Here is a 20160-nt window from a genome sequence, read left to right on the forward strand (position 1 = left end):
TCATCTCCGTAAAACCAGGCGCTTGAGTTTACTGACCTTTTTTCGTCAGGTGACATAGCACGAAGAATTTTTGGCCGAATGTCAAGCAAATCTGTTGCCAGATCGCCGAAAGCGTCACACTGTACCTGATAAAATTCGTTACGCAACTTTATTAGCATGCAAAAGCGAATCACGCCAGTAAACGGCTGTTTCTCCACTGGTTACGATTACCCTTGTTTTGTCCATGGAAAATTTGCCCCGTGCCGCCGCGCGGCGTAAACTACGCGTGGAGAAAAAGAGGAGTCCGTTATGCAAGGTACAACCCAACCAATCGATCGCCAGACGCTGCTCGAAAAAGCCAACAAACTTATTCGCGAACATGAGGATACGTTAGCCGGTATCGAAGCTACCGACGTCGTTCAGCGCAACAATGTCCTGGTGTTTAGCGGTGAGTTTTATCTTGATGAGCAGGGTCTGCCGACGCCGAAGAGTACAGCGGTATTTAATATGTTTAAGTACCTCGCCCATGAGCTGTCGGACAAATATCACCTGGTCGATTAAGACCGGCGGAGATTAAGACCGCCCTAAATGAGAACGCGAGGCAGAGCCTCGCGTTTTATCATCTATATCAGCGGCTTCTGTCCGCGCTGCCACCAGCGCAGCAGCAGTCGATCGGCGCTCTCCGCCGCGCTACCGGTGAAGCGGTCGAGCATTTTCTTACGCTGTTGATAACGCACTCCGATCACCTCGTGGCTCTCCATGAGTCCCAGCAGCAGCTCATCACTGGTTTCAACCGCATCCACCAGCCCTTTTTCCAGCGCCTGTACCCCGTACCAGTGCTCGCCAGTGGCCACCTGCTCAATATCAAGGCCCGGGCGCATCCGCTGGACGAAATCCTTGAACAAATGGTGCGTCTCATTAAGGTCTTCGCGAAACTTGCGCCGTCCTTCTTCAGTGTTTTCACCCAGCATCGTGAGCGTTCGTTTGTACTGTCCGGCGGTATGCAGTTCGATATCAATATCTTTGTTCTTCAGGAAACGGTGCAGGTTTGGGATCTGCGCCACCACGCCAATAGAGCCGAGGATCGCAAACGGCGCCGAGACAATTTTGTTCGCCACGCAGGCCATCATATAGCCGCCGCTGGCCGCCACTTTGTCGACCGCCACCGTCAGCGGGATCTGTTTGTCGCGCAAGCGCTGCAGCTGCGATGCTGCAAGCCCGTAGCCGTGCACCACCCCGCCGGGGCTTTCCAGACGAATCACCACCTGATCGCGCGCTTTCGCCGCCGCCAGCACCGCGGTGATCTCTTCCCGCAGGCTGGTGACTTCATGAGCATCCATACTGCCTTTGAAATCCAGCACCCAGGCGCGCGGCTTGCCTTCCGGCTCGGTATTACCCAGCTTCGCCCGCGCTTTCGCCGCCTTCGCCTCTTGTTTTTGCTTTTTCTTCTGCGACTTATGCCACTGCTTCTGCTGCGGGCCGTCCAGCAGGGCCACCGCCAGCGATTCCTTCATCTCTTTATAATGCTCGCTAAGATTCGTTACCCGCAGCTCGCCGCGCTGTTTCTTGCGCTGGGCCAGGTTGACGATAATAGCGGCAATCACCGCGATAGCGACGACAACGGTCGCGATCTTGGCTAAAAATAAGCCATATTGAGCAAGTAATTCCACGTTTTCACCTTGTGTAAAGCACTGACGTTGCTTCACAGTGTACATCAGCCCCTGGCGAGAAGTCTTTGTGCTTTGTGTCCTCTGCGCAGCGGATTCCGTTTTTTTAGGCGAGGCTGAAATCGTTGCAAGATATTAATTTTGTGAATACTTTCCGCTTCGCCGATTGCAATGGCGGGCGCTTTCAGGCATAACAGCGCAAAAGTGAGATACCAAAGATGAAGCGCGATCGAGAGCCGATCGCCAAAGGAGTCGCCGTGCATTATCAACCGCAACGCCACTTGCTGAAAGATCGCATCATTCTGGTCACCGGGGCCAGCGATGGAATTGGTCGTGAAGCGGCCCTGACCTACGCCCGCTACAGCGCCAGCGTTATCCTGCTGGGTCGCAACGACGACAAACTGCGCGCCGTCGCCGAGGAGATTGAGCGTGAGGGCGGTATTCCTCCCCGCTGGTTTACTCTCGACCTGCTCACCTGCACGCCGCAGGCGTGCCAGCAGCTGGCGCAGCAGATCAGCATCCACTATCCCCGCCTTGACGGCGTGCTGCACAATGCTGGCTTGCTCGGCGACATCTGCCCGATGGATGAACAGAAACCGGAGGTCTGGCAGCAGGTGATGCAGGTGAACGTCAATGGCACCTTTATGCTGACCCAGGCGCTTCTTCCTTTATTACTCCGTTCCGAATCTGGTTCGCTGGTCTTTACCTCATCCAGCGTCGGTCGTCAGGGTCGCGCCAACTGGGGCGCCTATGCCGTCTCCAAATTCGCCACCGAAGGGATGATGCAGGTGCTGGCCGACGAGTACCAAAGCCGCCACCTGCGGGTGAACTGTATCAACCCCGGCGGCACCCGCACCGGCATGCGCGCCAGCGCGTTCCCGACGGAAGATCCGCTGAAACTGAAAACCCCCGCTGACATTATGCCCGTCTATCTGTGGCTGATGGGCGACGACAGTCGTCGCAAGACGGGAATGACCTTCGACGCCCAACCGGGGCGTAAACCAGGAATTGCCCAATGAGTGATGAACGCTACCGCGAACGCCAGCAGCGGCTGAAAGATAAAGTGGATGCCCGGGTGGCGGCGGCCCAGGACGAGCGCGGCATTGTGATGGTCTTTACCGGCAACGGCAAAGGAAAAACTACCGCCGCCTTTGGCACCGCGACCCGCGCCGTCGGCCACGGCAAAAAAGTCGGCGTGATCCAGTTTATCAAGGGGACCTGGCCTAACGGCGAGCGTAATCTGCTGGAGCCCCACGGCGTCGAATTTCAGGTGATGGCGACAGGCTTTACCTGGAACACTCAGGACCGCGACAGCGACACCGCCGCCTGTCTGGCGGTTTGGGAACATGCCCGCCGTATGCTTGCCGACGACCAGCTCGATCTGGTGCTGCTGGACGAGCTGACCTATATGGTGGCCTACGATTACCTGCCGCTGGAGGCGGTGCTGAGCGCTCTGCGTGAGCGTCCTGCCCACCAGTCGGTGATCATCACCGGCCGCGGCTGTCATCGCGATATTATTGAAATGGCGGATACCGTCAGCGAGCTGCGCCCGGTGAAACATGCCTTTGATGCCGGCATTAAAGCGCAGATGGGGATTGACTACTGAGGACCGGATACGGCGAAAGGAAGTCCGCGTTCCGGCGCAAAACCACCGGAACGCGCAACATTAACCGTTGGTCTTATTGCGGGTACTGGAACGGCGGTTGCTGTTATTACCCTGGCGCGGGTTAGCGCTGGTCTGGCTGTGACGCTTCACCGCCCGGCGGATCTGATTGGCTTTCAACCGGCGACGATCTTTTTCAACGGCGACCTTGGAGCTGGTTTCCGGAGTAAGTTCCACCAGTTCGCGCAGATAGTTGGTCTGCGCCAGGTCCAGCTCGGTATAGCCGCCGCGCGGCAGGCCTTTCGGCAGCAGAATATCGCCATAGCGTACGCGGATCAGGCGGCTGACCTGCACGCCGACCGCTTCCCACAGACGACGCACTTCGCGGTTACGCCCTTCGGTCAGGGTGACGTTGTACCACTGGTTAATCCCTTCGCCGCCGGTGAATTTGATGGTTTTAAACGCCGCCGGGCCATCTTCTAACTGTACGCCGCGCGACAGCTGGCGCAGCTTATCTTCATCTACCTGGCCGAAAACGCGAACGGCGTACTCACGCTCGACTTCACGGCTCGGGTGCATCAGGCGGTTTGCCAGTTCGCCGTCGGTGGTGAACAGCAACAGGCCACAGGTGTTGACGTCCAGACGACCAACGGCAATCCAGCGCGCGCCGCGCAGTTTAGGCAGACGATCGAACACCGTCGGGCGTCCTTCCGGATCGTTACGGGTGCACAGTTCGCCTTCCGGCTTGTAGTACGCCAGCACGCGGCAGATCTGCTCGGCGGACTCTTTCACCGAGATCAGATGGCCATCGATACGAATTTTTAAACCGGGGACGATTTCCACACGGTCGCCGAGGGTGGCGATTTTGCCGTCGACGCTGACGCGGCCAGCTTCGATTTTCGCTTCAATTTCACGGCGGGAGCCGTGGCCGGCGCGGGCCAGCACTTTTTGCAGTTTCTCGCTCATTGAGCTTCCTTAAGGTGTCGCCTTCCCAGGCGTCTGGTATGCTTTATGAAACAATGAGGCCTGTATCAGCAACTCATTGTTACGTATATACTTTTTACGTAAAGTCTCGCCGGCATGCGCAAAACATTCGCCGCGAGCCCGTATTCGTGGCCGAACATACTACACTAACTTCGCCGGGAAAGCTTCTGTTCGCCACACCGCGCCTTTAGTATGGAACAGATTTTCCTTATTCTCCTGTCTACCCTCACCTGTGTTGGTCTTAGTCGGACAGAGAGCGCCTCCCTGCGCTACGCCTGCTCTTGCGCGACGGCAGAGCGCTGGGCGAGCAGCCAGTCACGAAAACAGCGGTTGGCAGGGGCCAGCAGCGCGGTCTCGTGGTAAACCAGATGATAGGCCAGCGGACAGGCGATGGGCTGCGCCAGAGGATTCACCAGCCGCCCCTGCGTCAGCGCAGGCGCTATGAATGAACGTCGCAGTAAAGCCATCCCCATACCGGCTAATGCCGCCTCCGTTACGCCGTTGCAATCAGTGAACACCGGGCCACGGCGCGCGCGGTGCGCTTCCAGCCCCACGGCCTCGCACCACAGCGCCCAGTCCTCACGATGTTCATCGTGCAGCAGCGGATACTCTAGTAGATCGCTGGCATCGGCGAGGGTCTGGTGCGGAGCAATCAGCTGCGGACTACAGACCGGCATCAGATCGTCATCCAGCAGACGATAAGCCTGCAGTTCCGGCCAGCCCCCGACGCCATGCCGCACGGCAAAATCGATCTCTTCGCTCAGCAAATCCACTCGCCGGTTGGTGGTGCCGATCAGGATCTCTATCTGTGGATAGCGCTGTTCAAAATCAGCCAGCCGCGGCAGCAGCCATTGAATAGCAAAGCCGCTGGTACAACTGACAGTCACTTTTTCTGGCCCCGGGGGCACCTGCAGACGCCGGGTGGCGGCAGCTATCTGATGAAACGCGGGCTGCACGGCCCGGAGGTAGATCTCCCCCAACTCCGTTAACTGTAACCGTCGGGGGGTACGGATAAATAGCGGGACATTCAGCGCCTCCTCCAGGCGGGCAATCTGCTGGCTGACAGCGCTGGGTGTGACGCAAAGTTCACTGGCGGCCAGCTTCAGGCTGAGCAGCCGCGCCGCCGCCTCAAAACAGCGCAACGCATTCAGCGGCGGGAGTTTCATGGCTATAGAACCTCAGTTAAGAAAAACTTAATCATGTAAGCATAACGCGTTTGTCGGCCATTGCACGAGAGCTCTACAGTTAGCTTCCTTACCGTTCACAAGGAGTCAATCATGCGTGTTATCGACTGTGGTCGCCTGCTGCTGCTTGCCGCCCTCTGGGGTGCCAGCTTTCTGTTTATGCGCATCACCACCCCGGCTTTCGGCGCGGTAAACAGCGCCTTTCTGCGCGTGCTGTTCGCCGCCGTCGCTTTAGGGTTGCTGGCCGGCGCGCGCGGAAAATGGGGCGGGTATGAGGGTAAATTCATCGCCACTCTGAAGCTGGGGGTCATCAATTCCGGCCTCCCTTTTCTGATGTACTGCCTTGCCGCGCAATGGCTACCGGCAGGGTACTCCGCCACGCTCAACGCCACGGCGCCGATGATGGGGGTGCTGATTGGCGCACTCTGCTTTGCGGAACCGCTGACCCTGCGCAAAGGCGCTGGCGCGGCGCTGGGCGCTATTGGCGTGGCGGTGATCGCGCGCCCGACTACCGGCCTCGGCGCCGCCCAGCTGCTGCCGGGCGTCGGCGCCTGTCTGACCGCCACCGCCTGCTATGGCCTGGCCGGCTTTCTGACCCGCCGCTGGATCCAACAGCGCGGCGGCCTCGAAGCGGAGCGCGTCGCGTTGGGCAGCCAAATCGGCGCCACGCTGTTTTTATGCCCCTTCTTTCTCTGGTCCTGCGGGCATGGGCTGGCTGTGGACTGGGGTCAGGGCCTGCCGTGGATGGCAATGCTTATGCTGGGTGTCGTCTGCACGGCGGCAGGGTATATCCTCTATTTCCGCCTGATCGCTGATATTGGACCGCTGCGTTCACTGTCCGTGACCTTTTTGATCCCGCCTTTTGCGGTGCTGTGGGGCTATCTTTTTCTTGGAGAGATTGTGGAGAGTGGGTTAATTCTCGGCGCGCTGCTGGTCTGCCTGGCGCTGTGGATGATGGTCGTGCCGTCGGGGAGAAAAGAGAGGGTACCAGGCGGCGCATGAGGCACCGCCCGGCAGGTAGTGTCAGAGAAACGGCCTCACGTCGCCCACGCCTTCGCGCAGCACCACCGGGGTATCTTCCGTCAGGTCGATAACCGTGGTCGGCTGCTGCCCCAGGAAACCGCCGTGGATAATGAGGTCCACGACTTTCTCCAGACGATCTTTGATCTCTTCCGGGTCGGATTCGGTAAAGTCGCTGCCGGGCAGCATCAGCGAGGTAGAGAGCATCGGTTCGCCTAAGGTCTCAAGCAACGCCTGAGCGATGGGGTTGGACGGGACGCGCATACCTATAGTTTTACGCTTCTCCTGCAGCAGCCGGCGCGGTACCTCTTTCGTTCCTTTGAGGATAAAGGTGTAGTTGCCCGGCGTATTGTTTTTCATCAGGCGAAACGCCACGTTGTCCACAAAAGCGTAGGTTGACAGTTCGGACAGGTCGCGGCACATCAGGGTGAAGTTGTGGCCGTCCGGCAGCTGACGGATGCGGCAGATCCGCTCCATCGCGCCCTTGTCTTCAATTTTGCAGCCCAGCGCGTAGCCGGAGTCGGTAGGATATACGATCACCCCGCCCTTACGCACAATCTCCACCGCCTGGTTAATCAACCGCGCCTGCGGGTTATCCGGATGGATATAAAAAAACTGGCTCATACTTCCCTCTCAATTTTTATTCGGTGGCCGCTTCCCAGCTGTGCCAGACGCCTTCCACGCCGGCAGGGAGCCAGAGCTTACGGCCAAGTTCGATCCACGCGCAGGGCTGATGGAAATCGGAACCCTGCGACGCCAGAAGACCAAACTGCACGGCCAGGGCGGCCAGCTGGGCGCGTTCATGGGGCGCCTGCTGGCACTGGGCCACTTCCATGGCATCACCGCCCTGCTCGCTGAAGTGGGCCAACAGCCGCTTAAGCCACTTGGCGGAAAGATCGTAACGCCCGGGATGGGCTATCACCGCCTTACCGCCAGAATGATGAATGACATCAATTGCTTGTTTTATTGTACACCACTGCGGCGGCACGTAACCGGTTTTCCCGCGGGCAAGGTATTTTTTGAAGACCTCCGCCATGTTCTTCGCGTGGCCGGCCTCCACCAGAAAACGGGCAAAATGGCCGCGGGTGACGGCGCCACCGTCCGCCAGCCGCAGCGCCCCTTCCCAGGCGCCGGGGATGCGCGCCTTCTCCAGACGCTCGGCAATCATCTGGCCGCGCTGCTGGCGCCGCGCTTTCTGCTCCTCCAGCAGGGCGGTCATCGCAAGGTGCGCAATATCAATATTGAGACCCACAATATGAATCTCGTGATTTTCCCAGAGGGTGGAAATCTCGACGCCGTTCACCAGGGTCAAGGGTAATCCGGCGCGGGCGATCTCCTCCCGGGCCGCGGGGATCGCCGCCACGCTGTCATGGTCGGTGATCGCCAGCGTGCCTACGCGCATTTCATGGGCGCGATGGACCAGTTCCTGCGGAGTCAGCCGCCCGTCAGAGGCGGTGGTATGGCTGTGCAGATCGTAAATCACTGCGTATTGGCTGTCGCTCAAAAGGACTCCTGCTGGACATCAACGTAAATAAGCGCATTATCATACCGACAGGCAGAGAAAATCTGCAAACAAGGGTTGACTTTATTCCATTGAACTAGTTAACTAGTACGCAAGTTCACATGAAGGGGTATCACGATGAAAATGCACTTTATCACTCTGCACAGCTGGTGGCGCACCTCCTGATAACGGGCGGCGTGATCGCGTTTTGCATTCAGCATACAGATACCCGGCCCGCCAATGAGCGGGCTTTTTATTGGACAAAAATAATACGAACAGGCGAGAACAATAATGCAAACATCCAAACCGGCACTCGAGCTTCTCACCAGCGACGCCATCTACCGGGAGAACCCGACGGCGTTATTCCACCAACTGTGCGGCGCCCGTCCGGCCACGCTGCTGCTGGAATCGGCTGACATCGACAGCAAAGATGACTTAAAAAGCCTGCTGCTGGTGGACAGCGCGCTGCGCATCACCGCTCTTGGTGACACTGTCACCATTCAGGCCCTCTCCGCCAACGGCGCCGCGCTGCTGGAGCTGCTGGACGGTGCGCTGCCCTCCGGGATCGCCAATCAGCGCCAGCCCAACGGCCGGATCCTGACCTTCCCGGCAGTCAGTTCCCTGCTCGATGAAGACGCCCGCCTCTGCTCGCTGTCAGTGTTTGACGCATTCCGTCTCCTGCAGGAGCTGGTGACCGTCCCGGCCAACGAGCGTGAAGCGATGTTCTTCGGCGGCCTGTTCGCCTATGACCTGGTGGCCGGCTTTGAAGATCTGCCGCCCCTGCAGAGCGACACCGCCTGCCCGGACTACTGCTTCTATCTGGCGGAGACCCTGCTGGTCATCGACCATCAGGCCAAGCATACCCGCATCCAGGCGAGCCTGTTCACCCCGCTGGAGAGTGAAAAACAGCGCCTGGAGCAGCGCCTGAGCCAGCTGCGTCAGCAGCTGAACGAGCCGCCGGCGCCGCTACCGGTTACCACCGTGGCCGAAATGCGCTGCGACGTTGACCAGAGCGATGAAGAGTACGGCGCGGTGGTGCGCAAAATGCAGCGCGCGATCCGCGCCGGGGAAATCTTCCAGGTGGTCCCTTCCCGCCGCTTCTCGCTGCCCTGCCCGTCGCCGCTGGCCGCCTATGATGTGCTGAAGAAGAGCAACCCCAGCCCGTACATGTTCTTTATGCAGGACAACGATTTCACCCTGTTCGGCGCCTCGCCGGAAAGCTCGCTGAAGTACGATGCCGTCAGCCGTCAGATTGAGATCTACCCCATCGCCGGCACCCGGCCGCGCGGCCGCCGCGCCGACGGTTCGCTGGATCGCGATCTCGACAGCCGTATCGAACTGGAAATGCGTACCGATCACAAAGAGCTTTCCGAGCACCTGATGCTGGTGGACCTGGCGCGCAACGATCTGGCCCGCATCTGTACCCCGGGCAGCCGCTATGTCGCCGATTTAACCAAGGTTGACCGTTACTCCTTCGTGATGCATCTGGTCTCCCGGGTGGTGGGTGAACTGCGTCAGGATCTCGATGTGCTGCACGCTTACCGCGCCTGCATGAACATGGGCACTCTCAGCGGCGCGCCGAAGGTTCGCGCCATGCAGCTGATTGCCGCCGCCGAAGGTAAACGACGCGGCAGCTACGGCGGCGCGGTGGGCTATTTCACTGCCCACGGCGACCTCGACACCTGCATCGTCATCCGTTCCGCCTACGTACAGGAGGGTATCGCTACCGTCCAGGCCGGAGCCGGCATTGTGCTCGACTCGGTTCCCCAGTCGGAAGCGGATGAGACCCGAAATAAAGCCCGCGCGGTGCTGCGCGCCATTGCCCAGGCCCATCACGCGAAGGAGATTTTCTGATGGCTGACATTCTGCTGCTCGATAATATCGATTCTTTCACCTATAACCTGGCAGACCAGCTGCGCGCCAACGGCCATAACGTGGTGATTTACCGTAACTCCGTTCCGGCGCAGGCGCTGATTGAGCGTCTGGGCACCATGGACAATCCGGTGCTGATGCTCTCCCCTGGCCCGGGTACGCCAAGCGAAGCCGGCTGCATGCCGGAATTGCTGACCCGCATGCGGGGCAAGCTGCCGATCATCGGCATCTGCCTCGGCCACCAGGCCATTGTCGAAGCCTACGGCGGCTATGTCGGCCAGGCGGGCGAGATCCTTCACGGCAAAGCCTCCAGCATTGAGCACGACGGCCAAGCGATGTTTGCCGGTCTGGCTAACCCGCTGCCGGTGGCGCGCTACCACTCGCTGGTCGGCAGCAATATTCCTGCCGGGCTGACGATTAACGCCAATTTCAACGGCATGGTGATGGCGGTGCGTCACGATGCGGATCGGGTGTGCGGCTTCCAGTTCCACCCGGAATCGATCCTCACCACCCAGGGCGCGCGACTGCTGGAGCAGACCCTGGCCTGGGCGCTGCAGAAGCTGGAGCATACCAACACCCTCCAGCCGATCCTTGAGAAGCTGTACCAGGCGGAAACCCTGAGCCAGCAGGAGAGCCACCAGCTGTTCTCCGCCGTCGTGCGCGGCGAAGTGAAGCCTGAACAGCTGGCCGCCGCGCTGGTCAGTATGAAAGTGCGCGGCGAGCAGCCGCAGGAAATTGCCGGCGCCGCCACCGCGCTGCTGGAAAACGCCGCGCCGTTCCCGCGCCCGGACTACCTGTTTGCCGACATCGTCGGCACCGGTGGCGACGGCAGCAACAGCATTAATATCTCCACCGCCAGCGCGTTTGTCGCCGCCGCCTGTGGATTGAAAGTGGCGAAGCACGGCAACCGCAGCGTTTCCAGTAAATCAGGCTCTTCTGACCTGCTGGCGGCCTTCGGCATTAATCTCGATATGAACGCCGATAAATCCCGCGCGGCGCTCGATGAGCTGGGCGTCTGCTTCCTGTTCGCGCCGAAGTACCACACCGGTTTCCGCCACGCGATGCCGGTCCGTCAGCAGCTGAAGACCCGTACCCTGTTTAACGTGCTGGGGCCGCTGATCAACCCGGCGCATCCGCCGCTGGCGCTGATTGGCGTCTACAGCCCGGAACTGGTGTTGCCGATTGCGGAAACCTTGCGCGTACTCGGTTATCAGCGCGCTGCCGTGGTGCACAGCGGCGGGATGGATGAAGTCTCGCTGCATGCGCCCACGGTGGTCGCCGAGCTGCATAACGGGGAAATTAAAAGCTATAAGCTGACCGCCGACGATTTCGGCCTGACGCCTTACCATCAGGCGCAGCTGGCGGGCGGCACGCCGGAAGAAAACCGTGACATTCTGACGCGCTTGCTACAAGGTAAAGGTGAAGCCGCTCACGAAGCCGCCGTCGCCGCCAACGTCGCCATGTTGATGCGTTTACACGGGCATGAAGATCTGAAAGCTAACGCTCAGCAGGTACTGGATGTGCTGCACAGCGGCGCGGCCTATGACAGAGTGACCGCCTTAGCGGCAAGAGGGTAAAGAATGCAGACCGTTTTAGCAAAAATCGTTGCCGACAAAGCGATTTGGGTGGAAGCCCGCAAACAACAACAACCGTTAGCCAGTTTTCAGAATGAGGTCGTCCCGACGCAGCGCAATTTCTATGACGCGCTGGCCGGCACCCGCACCGCGTTTATTCTCGAGTGCAAAAAGGCTTCGCCGTCGAAGGGGTTGATTCGCGAAGATTTCGATCCGGCGGCGATCGCCAGCATCTACAAACACTACGCCTCGGCGATCTCGGTGCTGTGTGATGAGAAATATTTCCAGGGCAGCTTCGATTTTCTGCCGATCGTCAGCAAGGTCGCGCCGCAGCCGATCCTGTGTAAGGACTTCACCATCGACCCTTACCAGATCTACCTGGCGCGCTACTATCAGGCCGACGCCTGCCTGCTGATGCTGTCGGTGCTCGACGATGAACAGTATCGTCAGCTCTCGGCGGTGGCTCACAGCCTGAATATGGGCGTGCTCACCGAAGTCAGCAATGATGAGGAGCTGGAGCGCGCCATCGCCCTGAAGGCGAAGGTGGTAGGCATCAACAACCGCGACCTGCGCGATATGTCGATTGACCTCAACCGCACCCGTCAGCTGGCGGCGCGTCTCGGCCCGGATGTCACGGTGATCAGCGAATCCGGCATCCATACCTATGCCGAAGTGCGTGAGCTGAGCCACTTCGCCAACGGCTTCCTGATCGGCTCCGCCCTGATGGAGCAGGCGGATCTGGAAGCGGCGGTCAAGCGCGTGCTGCTCGGCGAGAACAAAGTGTGCGGCCTGACGCGCCCGCAGGATGCGCAGGTGGCCTGGGAGTCTGGCGCCATCTACGGTGGGCTGATCTTCGTCCCGACCTCGCCGCGGGCGGTAAATGACGCCCAGGCCAAAGCGGTGATCGCCGCCGCGCCGCTGCAGTACGTCGGCGTCTTCCGCAATGCGCCGCTGGATGAGGTGGTCGCCCGCGCCCAGGCCCTGGAGCTGGCCGCCGTACAGCTGCACGGTGATGAAGACCAGGCCTATATCGACGCGCTGCGCGACGCCCTCGCGGATAGCGTCCGCATCTGGAAAGCGCTGAGCGTTGGCGAAACCTTGCCGTCCCGTACACTCCGCCATGTCGATAAGTATCTGCTCGACAACGGCCAGGGCGGCAGCGGCCAGCGTTTTGACTGGAGCCTGCTGCAGGGCCAGGACCTGCGCAACGTCATGCTGGCGGGCGGCCTCGGCGCCGATAACTGTGTGGAAGCGGCCAAAAGCGGCTGTGCCGGACTCGATTTCAATTCAGGCGTAGAGTCGCAACCCGGGATTAAAGACGCCAGCAAGCTGGCCTCCGTATTCCAGACGCTGCGCGCATATTAAGGAGCAATAATGAGCACTTTACTGAACCCCTACTTCGGCGAATTCGGCGGCATGTATGTGCCGCAGATCCTGATGCCCGCCCTGCGCCAGCTGGAAGAGGCCTTTGTCAGCGCGCAGAAGGACCCGGCCTTTCAGGCGGAATTCACCGACCTGCTGAAAAACTACGCCGGTCGTCCGACGGCCCTGACCAAATGCCGGAACCTGACCGAAGGGACCCGCACTACCCTGTACCTGAAACGCGAAGATCTGCTGCACGGCGGCGCGCACAAAACCAACCAGGTGCTGGGCCAGGCTCTGCTGGCCAAACGGATGGGCAAAACCGAAATTATCGCCGAGACCGGCGCCGGTCAGCACGGCGTCGCCTCAGCGCTGGCCAGCGCCCTGCTCGGTCTGAAATGCCGTATCTACATGGGCGCCAAGGACGTCGAGCGCCAGTCGCCGAACGTCTTCCGTATGCGCCTGATGGGCGCCGAGGTGATCCCGGTGCACAGCGGCTCCGCCACGCTGAAAGATGCCTGTAACGAGGCGCTGCGCGACTGGTCCGGTAGCTACGAGAAGGCGCACTATATGCTGGGCACCGCCGCCGGTCCGCACCCGTTCCCGACCATCGTGCGTGAATTCCAGCGCATGATCGGCGAAGAGACCAAAGCGCAGATCCTCGAAAAAGAGGGCCGTCTGCCGGACGCGGTGATCGCCTGCGTCGGCGGCGGGTCAAACGCCATCGGCATGTTCGCTGATTTTATCGAGGAAACCCGCGTCGGCCTGATCGGCGTGGAGCCTGCCGGGCACGGTATCGAAAGCGGGGAGCACGGCGCGCCGCTGAAGCATGGTCGTGTGGGGATCTACTTCGGGATGAAGTCGCCGATGATGCAAACCGCCGACGGCCAGATCGAGGAATCTTACTCCATTTCCGCCGGGCTGGACTTCCCGTCCGTTGGGCCGCAGCACGCGTTTCTTAACAGCACCGGGCGCGCCGACTATGTGTCGATCACCGATGACGAAGCGCTGGAGGCGTTTAAAGCGCTCTCCCGCCACGAAGGGATCATCCCGGCGCTGGAGTCCTCTCACGCTCTGGCCCATGCGCTGAAAATGATGCGCGAGAACCCGGAAAAAGAGCAGCTGCTGGTGGTTAACCTCTCCGGCCGCGGCGATAAAGACATTTTCACCGTACACGACATCCTGAAAGCGCGAGGGGAAATCTGATGGAACGCTATGAGACGCTGTTTGCCCAACTGAAAAACCGCCAGGAAGGCGCTTTCGTCCCCTTTGTCACCCTTGGCGATCCGGGACCGGAGCAGTCGCTGAAAATTATCGATGCGCTGATCGAAGGCGGCGCCGATGCCCTTGAGCTGGGGATCCCCTTCTCCGACCCGCTGGCGGACGGCCCGACCATCCAGGGCGCGGCCCTGCGCGCCTTCGCCGCGGGGGTAACCCCGGCGCAGTGCTTTGAGATGCTGGCGGCGATCCGCCAGAAGCATCCAACGATCCCAATCGGCCTGCTGATGTACGCGAACCTCGTCTTCAGCCCGGGTATCGATGAGTTCTATGCCCAGTGCGCCCGCGTCGGCGTCGACTCGGTGCTGGTAGCCGACGTGCCGGTGGAAGAGTCCGCCCCGTTCCGCCAGGCGGCGATGCGCCATAACATCGCGCCAATTTTCATTTGCCCGCCCAATGCGGATGACGATTTACTGCGCCAGATTGCCTCTTATGGTCGCGGATACACCTATCTGCTGTCGCGCGCCGGGGTGACGGGTGCGGAAAATCGCGCTGCGCTGCCGCTGCACCATCTGGTGGAGAAGCTGGCGGAATATCACGCTGCGCCGCCGCTGCAGGGCTTTGGCATCTCCGCGCCGGAGCAGGTGAGCGCCGCCATTGACGCCGGGGCCGCCGGGGCGATCTCCGGTTCCGCCATCGTCAAAATCATCGAACGTCATCTTGATGAGCCGCAAACCATGCTCGACGAGCTGAAAGCCTTCGTCCAGAGCCTGAAGGCGGCGACCAAAACCGCCTGACCGTCAGCCGCCTGGCATCGCGCCAGGCGGCGATTTCCTCGCGTTAGCTCCCCCTCCACGTCATCTTGCACGCCTGCACATCAGACTGAACGATGATCGACACCTTGACGCCAGGCGATGCGCTTTAACGTGGAAATTGATGGCGGGCGGATACCGAAGATTTGCACCATGTTGAAAGTAAAAATATCGCTCTCCCTGGTACAGGAGAGCGATAGGTCAGGCAATCAATATTGCCCGAATATCATTGACGTTGGTTAACGTTGGGCCGGTCATTACCAGGTCATCGAGCGCATGAAAATAGCTATAGCTATCGTGTGCATCAAGATAACTAGCCGCATTTAGACCACCCATTTTGCCGCGTGTTAGCGTGTCCGGGAATACCAGCGCACCTGCTGCATCTTCCGTTCCGTCGATACCATCACTGTCGCCGGCGATTGCCCATATACCGCTTTCTCCCTGCAACGCACAGGCCAGACTGAGCGCAAATTCAGTATTACGACCACCCTTCCCGTGCTGACCCTGACTTACCGTCACGGTGGTTTCGCCACCCGACAACAGCACTGCCGGACCGGAAACCGGATGACCATATTGCTTCACGGATTTAGCAATCCCGGCCATAACAATGGCCACTTCACGACTTTCGCCTTCTAACGCATCGCCGAGAATAAGCGGCGTCAGTCCGTGTCTGCACGCAACCAGCGCGGCAGCCTGCAAAGCCCGCTGCGGCGTGGCAATGAGTTTTACTTCGCTGTTCGCTGTGCTTTCAACCGGGCCTGCCGGCTGGCTTAGCAGTTTATGAACAGGTTCCGGGGTCTGAATACCGTAGCGCTGAAGCACCCGAAGCGCATCAAGCGGCGTACTGTCATCGGCGACAGTAGGACCTGATGCCACATCTGCCGGGTTATCCCCCGGCACATCGCTGATAATCAGTGACACAATACGGGCCGGTTGCGCCATTCTTGCCAGCTTGCCGCCTTTCACCGCGGAGAGATGACGACGTACCAGATTCATCTCTTTGATATTGGCACCGCTGTGCAGTAGCGCGCGCGTAATGGCCTGCTTATCTTTCAATGTTAATCCTGGTGCGGGCAGCGCCATCAACGCCGACCCGCCACCGGAAATGAGCGCCAGCACCAGGTCATCAGAGGTCAATCCGCGCAGCGCTTCCACAATCAGCATGGCGGCAACTTCGCTCATCGAATCCGATACCGGATGAGCAGCCTCGATAATCCGGATGCGACCAGCAGGCACCGCGTAACCGTAACGCGTCACCACCACGCCAGACACATCCACATCCGGCCAGGCTGCATCCACAGCCGCTGCCATTGCCGCCGAGGCTTTACCGGCACCGATTACCACGCAGCGGCCACGCGGTTTTTCCGGCAGGTTAGACAGGATCGCAGGCCCGGCTCGGGCGCTGTCGACAGCATGCTGAAAAATATCCTGCAGGATCTCTGCAGGCTGTTCATTTATCATGGTTATACGGTCTCGGCGATATTTGCTCTGGCTTCGATAAATTCCACTACAGCGCGGGTGACGTCCGCGGTACTGGCCGTTCCACCGACATCTGGCGTCAGAATGCCTTTCTCACAAACATATTCGATACTTTCCATAATCATCGCCGCGGCGTTACGCTCTCCCAGATGTTCAAGCATCTGTACCGCAGTCCAGAAGGTTGCTATCGGGTTAGCAATGCCTTTGCCGGTGATATCAAAAGCTGAACCATGGATAGGTTCGAACATGGAAGGGAAGCGGCGTTCCGGATCAATATTGGCGGTCGGCGCTACGCCCAGACTGCCCGCCAGCGCGCCGGCCAGATCGGAAAGGATATCGGCATGCAAATTGGTGGCAACGATGGTATCCAGGGTCTGGGGATGCAGCGTCATGCGGTGCGTCATCGCATCGACCAGCATCTTGTCCCACTGCACATCCGGGAATTCCTGCGCCACCTCGGCGGCAATCTCATCCCACATCACCATTCCGTGGCGCTGGGCGTTGGATTTAGTCACCACGGTCAGCAGTTTACGTGGACGAGACTGCGCCAGTCTGAAGGCATAGCGCATAATGCGAGTAACCCCGACGCGGGTGAAGATGGCCACCTCGGTGCCGACTTCTTCCGGTAAGCCACGGTGTGCACGACCGCCGTTACCGGAATACTCACCTTCGGAGTTTTCGCGCACAATCACCCAGTCAAGATCGCCGGGCCCGCGGTTGCGCAGCGGTGAGGTGACACCCGGCAGGATTTTGGTTGGACGCACGTTGGCGTACTGGTCAAACCCCTGGCAAATTGGCAGGCGCAGACCCCAGAGTGTGATGTGGTCAGGGACATCCGGTGCGCCCACCGCGCCGAAGTAAATGGCATCAAATTTTTTTAGTGTGTTCAGCCCTTCTTCCGGCATCATCACGCCATGTTTTTTGTAATAGTCCGACCCCCAGTCAAAGGTCTCCACATCAAACTTCAGCTGCGGATCGTGGCGTGTCAGTGCATGCAGCACTTCAACACCTGCCGAGATGACTTCAGGACCAATACCGTCGGCAGGTATGGCGGCAATTTTATAGTTACGCATAGTAAATTCTCCGGTTAATGAGTATGAGGATGAGTGAGTTCTGCCGTTTGCGGTTTACCCGCCCTGGCAGAAAGGATCAGGACAATGAGGGCCGAAATAGCCAGCAGTCCGGCGACAAAGTACAGGCCCCAGGTGTAGCTACCGGTCTGCTCGCGGATCACCCCAATCATCATCGGGCCGACAAAGCCGCCCAGATTGCCGATGGAGTTAATCGTGGCAATACCCGCGGCCGCAGCCGGGCCGCTGAGGAACACGGTAGGCATACTCCACAGGGGCGGTTTCGAGGCGCTGATGCCTGCGGTGACCAGGGTTAAGGCAACAATCACGGTAAACAGTGTGCTGACGTTACCGGCGTAAATCAGACCGGCTGCTGCCAGCAGGCAGGCACCAATCACATGCCAGCTGCGCTCTCTGGTGCGGTCAGAATGCCGCGCCCACAGGATCATGGCGATGACGCCGATGACCGCCGGGAAGGCGTTGAGGAAGCCAATCTCCAGTGAGGTAGCACCGAAGCTGCGGATGATTTGCGGGGACCAGATGCCAAGTGTGTACAAGCCGGCAGAAGTACCGAAATAGACCAGCGCCAGAGCCAGTACCCGCTTATCCGCCAGTCCTTTCCATGCGCTGCTGTGGTTCTGTTTTGCCGCCCGGGCCAGCTCCTCGGCCTGCATGGTGTTTTCCAGCCATGCACGCTCTTCGTCAGTCAGCCATTTGGCTTTGGCCGGACGATCGGTAAGAAAGAACAGAACCACAACGCCGAGTATCAGCGCTGGCAAGGCTTCCAGCACAAACATCCACTGCCAGCCGGCGTAGCCGAGAAAGCCATGCATCTCCAGCAGGGCGGCAGAAACAGGCGATCCCAATGCTGTAGAGAGCGGGGCTGCGGCCATAAAGATGGCGGTAACCTGCGCGCGTCTGGCTGCCGGGAACCAATAACTGAGATAAAGGATAATTCCTGGGAAGAAACCGGCTTCCGCTACACCGAGTAGAAAACGCAGAATGTAGAAGCTCGTCGTACCCTGCACAAAAGCCATGCAGCCAGAGACCAGGCCCCAGGTGATCATGACGCGGGCAATCCAGATGCGGGCACCTACTTTATGGAGAATTAAGTTTGACGGCACCTCAAACAGAAAGTACCCCAGGAAGAAGATGCCGGCGCCCAGCCCAAAAACGGTAGGTGAAAAACCCAGATCCTGATTCATGGTCAGGGCGGCAAAGCCAATGTTGACACGGTCGAGGAAGGCAATGAAGTACAGCAGCATGATGAAAGGAATAATGCGCAGGGTAACCTTGCGCATCACCTTCTTTTCGAGGTCGTTTTTCATGACGGATGCTCCATAGTGATGTAGGGTTGTTATCGTTTTGTAATAAACCCAGTATGAAGTTTTGAACCGCTTTATCATCGGCATGGCTTTATATAAATAATTTGCATAATCAGGTTTTGGTGAAAAAATGGATATAAATCAGCTACGTTGCTTTGTGGTATTGGGTGATGAGCTTCACTTCGGCCGTGCTGCCCGTAAACTTGAAATGATGCCTGCGTCACTGAGTCGCTTCATCAAACTGCTGGAAGATGATTTGGGGATAAGACTACTGAATCGATCGACCCGCAATGTGTCGCTAACGCCTGAAGGTGCCGCCTTTTTAAATGAGGCCAAAACGGTCATTGCTGATTTCGATGCGCTACGGCAGCGATTCCGTAAAAATAGCCTGCTGCAGAAAAGGACGTTGCGGATCGGAGCTATCGATAGCGCAGCCAAAGGATTACTTCCTGAACTGCTTAATCTTTTCGTCAGGCGTTTTCCGGAGGCAGACATTCATCTTACGGAAGATAAATCTCATAAACTTATCCCCCGACTCATTTCAGGATGGCTGGATGTGGTCTTTGTACGTCCGCCGGAACATATTGATGCCACGCTGACAACACGTTTTATCGCCAATGAAACCTGCGTGCTCGCCGTGCCCGCTAACCACCGCCTGGTCAGTTATGACGAAGTCAGTATCGATGACTTCCGACACGAGCCGGTTATCGTGCCGGAAAGAGGCACCCGGCGTCACAGCCATGACCTGACAATGAATATTTTCAAGGAGGGTGGCAGCATGCCTGTCATCGCGCAGTATGCCGAAGAGAAGCAGACTATCCTGAGTTTTGTTGCCGCTGGACTGGGCATCGCTCTGGTACCTGCGTCATATAAAGATATGAATGCGGACGGCGTGAAATACCTTAAGCTCGCGCCCAAAAAACATATCGAAGGCCTTCCCCTCAGCGCGATGTGGCATCAGGGAAATAACACTATCTATTTGCGATCCCTACTGGAGATACTTTCCGACAACATCGACGAGCTGACCCGTGATTTGTGACGGAAAAAGATGATTGTTGCGCCGGGGCGGCAACACGCGAGAATTTAGTTCGGTTGCTTACAGGCGAGCCCCTGGGCTTCCAGTTTCTTCACCTGGCGACTGACGGTGGTGTTATCGCGCCCTAAATGATCCGCCAGCCCCCCCCACCGGGCCATGGCGCCCTACCGCCACCAGCAGCGGAAACAGCATCTGTTCCAGCTGGACGCCGGCCGCCTGGAGGATCTGCTCATCGCGCACCGGCTGGTTCATCACGCTGATGATATCCAGCAGCGCACGGTCTTTACCCTTGGATAAAAATCGCTTCCGCACAAAAGATGGGGTTGATATCTTAAATGAGAAATATTATCTTTCTCATTACTGAATAGTTGAGTAAATAACTCAGGTATTCAGTACGACATTGCTCACATTGCTTCCAGTATTTTTGCCCGCACTTGTGCGGGCTTTTTTTTTACTCACAACACACCTCACGCA

Annotated in this window: 18 protein-coding genes, 1 pseudogene and 1 other annotated feature; of the genes and pseudogenes, 10 read left to right on the plus strand and 9 right to left on the minus strand. The window is 58.8% G+C overall.

Going from position 1 to position 20160, the window contains the following annotated elements; all coding sequences use genetic code 11:
- The first annotated feature begins 288 nt into the window (after positions 1 to 288).
- Positions 289 to 540 carry a YciN family protein gene (locus tag ACQUTP_RS22060; RefSeq protein ID WP_002901761.1) on the plus strand — a complete coding sequence of 84 codons (252 nt, stop codon included), beginning with the start codon at positions 289 to 291 and terminating at the stop codon, positions 538 to 540.
- Positions 541 to 602: 62 nt separating this feature from the next.
- On the opposite strand, the gene sohB is transcribed toward ACQUTP_RS22060, so the two are convergent.
- A complete protein-coding gene (sohB, locus tag ACQUTP_RS22065; RefSeq protein WP_004203873.1) occupies positions 603 to 1649 on the minus strand; it encodes a protease SohB in 1047 nt (348 codons plus the stop codon).
- Positions 1650 to 1903: 254 nt separating this feature from the next.
- Between sohB and ACQUTP_RS22070 the strand changes: the two genes are divergently transcribed.
- Together ACQUTP_RS22070 and cobO are read left to right on the plus strand one after the other, a co-directional pair.
- Positions 1904 to 2665, plus strand: coding sequence for a YciK family oxidoreductase (locus ACQUTP_RS22070; protein ID WP_004203872.1), 762 nt, complete (start codon positions 1904 to 1906; stop codon positions 2663 to 2665).
- Entirely contained in the window at positions 2662 to 3252 is a 591-nt protein-coding gene (gene cobO, locus ACQUTP_RS22075; protein WP_004203871.1) for a cob(I)yrinic acid a,c-diamide adenosyltransferase, read from the plus strand. Before ACQUTP_RS22070 ends, cobO begins: the two co-directional genes overlap by 4 nt.
- Before the next feature lie 60 nt (positions 3253 to 3312).
- Here cobO and rluB read toward each other — a convergent pair whose 3' ends face one another.
- Together rluB and gcvA are read right to left on the minus strand one after the other, a co-directional pair.
- Complete coding sequence (gene rluB, locus ACQUTP_RS22080) at positions 3313 to 4215, minus strand: 23S rRNA pseudouridine(2605) synthase RluB (protein WP_004203870.1); 903 nt, start codon at positions 4213 to 4215, stop codon at positions 3313 to 3315.
- Between the two features lie 287 nt (positions 4216 to 4502).
- Positions 4503 to 5399 carry a transcriptional regulator GcvA gene (gene gcvA / locus ACQUTP_RS22085; protein ID WP_043521236.1) on the minus strand — a complete coding sequence of 299 codons (897 nt, stop codon included), beginning with the start codon at positions 5397 to 5399 and terminating at the stop codon, positions 4503 to 4505.
- A 111-nt stretch (positions 5400 to 5510) separates the two neighbouring features.
- On the opposite strand from gcvA, the gene ACQUTP_RS22090 reads away from it, so the two are divergent.
- A complete protein-coding gene (locus ACQUTP_RS22090; RefSeq protein ID WP_053810527.1) occupies positions 5511 to 6419 on the plus strand; it encodes a DMT family transporter in 909 nt (302 codons plus the stop codon).
- 21 nt (positions 6420 to 6440) lie between these two features.
- On the opposite strand, the gene ACQUTP_RS22095 is transcribed toward ACQUTP_RS22090, so the two are convergent.
- Both ACQUTP_RS22095 and rnm read right to left on the minus strand, forming a co-directional pair.
- Positions 6441 to 7061, minus strand: coding sequence for an L-threonylcarbamoyladenylate synthase (locus tag ACQUTP_RS22095; protein WP_002901738.1), 621 nt, complete (start codon positions 7059 to 7061; stop codon positions 6441 to 6443).
- 16 nt (positions 7062 to 7077) lie between these two features.
- On the minus strand, positions 7078 to 7941 hold the full coding sequence (rnm, locus tag ACQUTP_RS22100) for an RNase RNM (RefSeq protein ID WP_285755340.1): 864 nt from the start codon (positions 7939 to 7941) through the stop codon (positions 7078 to 7080).
- A 159-nt stretch (positions 7942 to 8100) separates the two neighbouring features.
- Positions 8101 to 8196 (plus strand) — a sequence feature (Trp leader region).
- Between the two features lie 33 nt (positions 8197 to 8229).
- On the opposite strand from rnm, the gene ACQUTP_RS22105 reads away from it, so the two are divergent.
- Genes ACQUTP_RS22105 through trpA form a run of 5 tightly spaced genes read left to right on the plus strand, consistent with a single transcriptional unit; the run spans position 8230 to position 14761 of the window.
- On the plus strand, positions 8230 to 9792 hold the full coding sequence (locus ACQUTP_RS22105; RefSeq protein ID WP_043521239.1) for an anthranilate synthase component 1: 1563 nt from the start codon (positions 8230 to 8232) through the stop codon (positions 9790 to 9792).
- Positions 9792 to 11387 carry a bifunctional anthranilate synthase glutamate amidotransferase component TrpG/anthranilate phosphoribosyltransferase TrpD gene (gene trpD / locus ACQUTP_RS22110; protein WP_285755342.1) on the plus strand — a complete coding sequence of 532 codons (1596 nt, stop codon included), beginning with the start codon at positions 9792 to 9794 and terminating at the stop codon, positions 11385 to 11387. The genes ACQUTP_RS22105 and trpD overlap by 1 nt, the downstream gene beginning before the upstream one ends.
- Positions 11388 to 11390: 3 nt before the next feature.
- Positions 11391 to 12749: a bifunctional indole-3-glycerol-phosphate synthase TrpC/phosphoribosylanthranilate isomerase TrpF gene (gene trpCF, locus ACQUTP_RS22115; RefSeq protein WP_004203862.1), complete on the plus strand. Its 1359-nt coding sequence runs from the start codon at positions 11391 to 11393 to the stop codon at positions 12747 to 12749.
- A gap of 9 nt (positions 12750 to 12758) precedes the next feature.
- The gene (trpB, locus tag ACQUTP_RS22120) at positions 12759 to 13952 is read left to right on the plus strand and encodes a tryptophan synthase subunit beta (RefSeq protein WP_004203860.1); all 1194 of its coding nucleotides are present in this window, start codon (positions 12759 to 12761) and stop codon (positions 13950 to 13952) included.
- On the plus strand, positions 13952 to 14761 hold the full coding sequence (gene trpA, locus ACQUTP_RS22125; RefSeq protein WP_004203859.1) for a tryptophan synthase subunit alpha: 810 nt from the start codon (positions 13952 to 13954) through the stop codon (positions 14759 to 14761). The genes trpB and trpA overlap by 1 nt, the downstream gene beginning before the upstream one ends.
- Before the next feature lie 216 nt (positions 14762 to 14977).
- On the opposite strand, the gene ACQUTP_RS22130 is transcribed toward trpA, so the two are convergent.
- From ACQUTP_RS22130 to ACQUTP_RS22140, 3 genes are read right to left on the minus strand one after another with little or no spacing between them, the layout of a single operon-like run.
- The gene (locus ACQUTP_RS22130) at positions 14978 to 16237 is read right to left on the minus strand and encodes a glycerate kinase type-2 family protein (protein WP_032455868.1); all 1260 of its coding nucleotides are present in this window, start codon (positions 16235 to 16237) and stop codon (positions 14978 to 14980) included.
- A 2-nt stretch (positions 16238 to 16239) separates the two neighbouring features.
- Positions 16240 to 17328 (minus strand): tartrate dehydrogenase, encoded by a 1089-nt coding sequence (locus ACQUTP_RS22135; protein WP_004203857.1) that lies wholly within the window; start codon positions 17326 to 17328, stop codon positions 16240 to 16242.
- A gap of 14 nt (positions 17329 to 17342) precedes the next feature.
- A complete protein-coding gene (locus tag ACQUTP_RS22140) occupies positions 17343 to 18653 on the minus strand; it encodes an MFS transporter (protein ID WP_004203856.1) in 1311 nt (436 codons plus the stop codon).
- 127 nt (positions 18654 to 18780) lie between these two features.
- Between ACQUTP_RS22140 and ACQUTP_RS22145 the strand changes: the two genes are divergently transcribed.
- Positions 18781 to 19689: a LysR family transcriptional regulator gene (locus ACQUTP_RS22145; RefSeq protein ID WP_004203855.1), complete on the plus strand. Its 909-nt coding sequence runs from the start codon at positions 18781 to 18783 to the stop codon at positions 19687 to 19689.
- Between the two features lie 47 nt (positions 19690 to 19736).
- Here the strand turns inward: ACQUTP_RS22145 and ACQUTP_RS22150 are convergent.
- A pseudogene (locus ACQUTP_RS22150) lies at positions 19737 to 19998 on the minus strand (hypothetical protein); the annotation flags it as partial.
- Positions 19999 to 20160 lie beyond the last annotated feature (162 nt).

The sequence above is a fragment of the Klebsiella sp. 2-CIP_Kleb. genome, from assembly GCF_050378715.1.
In the GTDB taxonomy this organism is placed as follows: Bacteria; Pseudomonadota; Gammaproteobacteria; order Enterobacterales; family Enterobacteriaceae; genus Klebsiella; species Klebsiella quasipneumoniae.